The organism is Micromonospora sp. URMC 107 (assembly GCF_051386315.1).
Lineage (GTDB): Bacteria > Actinomycetota > Actinomycetes > Mycobacteriales > Micromonosporaceae > Micromonospora.
In genome coordinates this window covers 1-350 of the sequence record NZ_JBPQTK010000319.1, presented here as the reverse complement: position 1 = coordinate 350, position 350 = coordinate 1, and the positions used below count along the sequence as shown (strand labels likewise).

1 protein-coding gene is annotated in these 350 nt (G+C 75.1%); it reads left to right on the top strand.

Annotated features, from left to right (window positions below):
* Positions 1-347 (top strand): cellulose binding domain-containing protein (locus ACSNN9_RS28705; protein ID WP_436676424.1); only part of this gene is annotated, 347 nt, incomplete at its 5' end.
* Between the last annotated feature and the right edge of the window lie 3 nt (positions 348-350).

The following is a 350-nucleotide window of genomic DNA, read 5'->3' as shown; positions in this document are numbered from 1 at the left end:
CCGCGCAGCCCCCGGCCACCACTCCCCCGCCGACCGGCGGCTGCGCGGTGTCGTACACCCCGAACTCGTGGTCCGGTGGCTTCACCGCCGAACTGCGGGTGACCAACCACGGCGCCGCGCTCACCGGCTGGACCGTCACGTTCGCCCCCGGCGCCGGGGTCCGGCTCACCAACGGCTGGAACGGCGACTGGACCCAGTCCGGCGACCGGATCACGGTCCGCAACGCCACGTGGAACGCCAGCCTGCCCACGGGCGGCACGGTCTCGCTCGGCTTCCAGGGCACCTGGCCGGGCGGCCCCCTGCCCACCCCGACCGCCTTCACCCTCAACGGCACCACCTGCTCCTGACCC